This is a genomic window from Coleofasciculus sp. FACHB-712, assembly GCF_014695635.1.
Lineage (GTDB): Bacteria > Cyanobacteriota > Cyanobacteriia > Cyanobacteriales > FACHB-T130 > FACHB-T130.
In genome coordinates, this window is record NZ_JACJOQ010000400.1 from 1 (window position 1) to 2015 (window position 2015).

The 2015-nt window shown below is 44.2% G+C and carries 3 protein-coding genes and 1 pseudogene; 3 read left to right on the forward strand and 1 reads right to left on the reverse strand.

Annotation, left to right across the window (positions count from 1 at the left end; genetic code table 11):
- A partial coding sequence (locus tag H6F50_RS11780; RefSeq protein WP_242028992.1) for an FGGY family carbohydrate kinase occupies window positions 1–491 on the reverse strand: 491 nt, incomplete at its 3' end.
- A 149-nt stretch (window positions 492–640) separates the two neighbouring features.
- Between H6F50_RS11780 and H6F50_RS11785 the strand changes: the two genes are divergently transcribed.
- The 3 genes and pseudogenes from H6F50_RS11785 to H6F50_RS11795 all read left to right on the forward strand — a co-directional run.
- Window positions 641–844, forward strand: coding sequence for a ChaB family protein (locus tag H6F50_RS11785; protein ID WP_190428841.1), 204 nt, complete (start codon window positions 641–643; stop codon window positions 842–844).
- Between the two features lie 134 nt (window positions 845–978).
- Entirely contained in the window at window positions 979–1122 is a 144-nt protein-coding gene (locus tag H6F50_RS11790) for a hypothetical protein (protein ID WP_190428842.1), read from the forward strand.
- Window positions 1123–1200: 78 nt separating this feature from the next.
- Window positions 1201–2015, forward strand: a pseudogene (locus H6F50_RS11795) (alpha/beta hydrolase); the annotation flags it as partial.

Sequence of the window (2015 nt, forward strand, 5' to 3'; positions counted from 1 at the left end):
TGATAGTCACTTATGCCCAGTTTTCCATGTAATAAAAATGCCAGCCAATCTGCCTGATGAAGGAAGTAATAATTTTGAATTATAGGAGTAGACCCTTGTACCTGCTCTGAATTTTGAAGCAACCACAAAAGTTTGGCGAGGCTGGAGGTAGCGCTTAATACCGTGTGATTTGGGGGTGCAATTTCCCTCAACCTCTCTATTACTTCCACCCCTCGCGCATCGTTGTAGAGAATCGGTTCAGCAACAGGTTTACCAGCGTCATCGCACAGCAACACAGTAGAGGAAGTTCCATCAATCGCGATCGCTTTAATTTCCCCGCGTACTTCCAAAGGGATTTGCTCAATCAAGGAAAACAAAGCTTTCTCCCAGCTTGCAGCCAATGCCACTCCCTCAAAGGGATATTCCGCCTCAGCTTGGATCGTCCCATCCGCGTGAATTGCGACGGCTCGTGCGCCAGAGGTGCCAAAATCAATGCCAAGGTAGAGGTTCATAATGAGATTATTGATTCAGGTTCTAGAGAGACTCAAGTTATTTTATTTGCTATCTCTAGTTAATTAAATTAGAAAATAGGTCTTTAGAGATAGGATTTTAAAATTTTAAAATTGCAAGTTAGTATTACATGAATCAGGTGATTAAATTTATGCTTTATAAACAAACTGACGAATTACCAGATTCGGTAAAAAATCACCTACCCAAGCACGCCCAAGAAATTTTTCTCGCTGCCTTTAACAATGCTAACGAAGAGTATAAAGAGGAAGAAACTGCCTTCAAGGTTCCTTGGAGTGCGGTAAAGCGCGATTACGAAAAGGGAGATGATGGGAACTGGCATAAAAAGCCGGAATAGATATGACAACAATAAAATCAGGTTTGCCTGAATGGAGCTTATAGGGAGCTTTTTCCAGGTAAATGGGCGCAATGCGCGATCGCTCTCTCATGTTTGCGAGCGCTGTGTAGAAAATAACATCGACTGGTTTATCGATGCGATCGCCTCCTGAAGAGCCAGCTGAAGCCGCTCAAGCGGAAGTGACAACAGCTCAAGCCGAAGCTGCTGCTCAAGAAGCAACGAACAGCACTTCATGCAAACGCGATCGCAGTAGAAAGAGATGCGCTCGCGCTTATTAACATCTGCAAACAACTCTGGAGTCCCGATCCTCCAATGGGTAGACAATAGTGCTTCATACCCCAAGTACAGAGGTCATAATGTCTGAACCCACAAGAAGTCCCCAACCAATCATTTTGATTCGTGGTTTTGGCGGACTCGACGTTTCCGACGAGAAAAAAGATACCTACCAGAGATTTAATGTTGGTACTGTTTACCCTCAAAAACAAGGTGAAAACTACATCTACGAGGGGCTAATTCTGCGGTTTATGAAGTCGAACTGGAAGTACCAAGACACCACTAACGTCGTCGGGTACTACGGTAAAACTTATGCCTACGAACCGTTGCTACCGGAGAAACTGAAGCGCTCCACAGATAAGGATATCGTGGAAAAATTTATGCGCTTAAAGGAGTTGGGCTATTTTTCTGGCAATAAGATCATTATCGACCCCGGCATGGCGCTACATCTGCTGGAAACGGTTGAGCAACCCTGGCAAACTCTCTGGGTATTTCGTTACTACGACTTGGACGAGCGAAAATTCAACGTGTATGGTGAAGCACTGGTTCGCTTGATCGACTTTATTCGGGAACTTACAGTCCAAAAGGAAGGCTTTAAGCCCAAGGTGAATATCATTGCCCATTCAATGGGTGGACTCATCGCACGCGAGGCAGTTCAACGCACTTATCCAACCTCGAAGCAACAGAAGGCAGAGAATTACATTAACAAAATTGTCACCCTCGGTACGCCGCACCAAGGCATCAGTTTCCAAATTCTCAAAAATTGGATCAATATTAGTGCGGAAGATGAGTTAAAGCATTTTAATCCTGATTTTCAAAAAGACCCTAGAAATGATGCGGCTTTCGTTAATTTTCACAACTATTTTCCCGCAGAACGACTGCTGACAGTGGTTGGAAC

What these genes read in the sequence shown, in the direction of transcription:
- H6F50_RS11785 (WP_190428841.1), top strand. Translation starts at nt 641, where the DNA reads ATGCTTTATAAACAAACTGACGAATTACCAGATTCGGTAAAAAATCAC.
- H6F50_RS11790 (WP_190428842.1), top strand. Translation starts at nt 979, where the DNA reads ATGCGATCGCCTCCTGAAGAGCCAGCTGAAGCCGCTCAAGCGGAAGTG.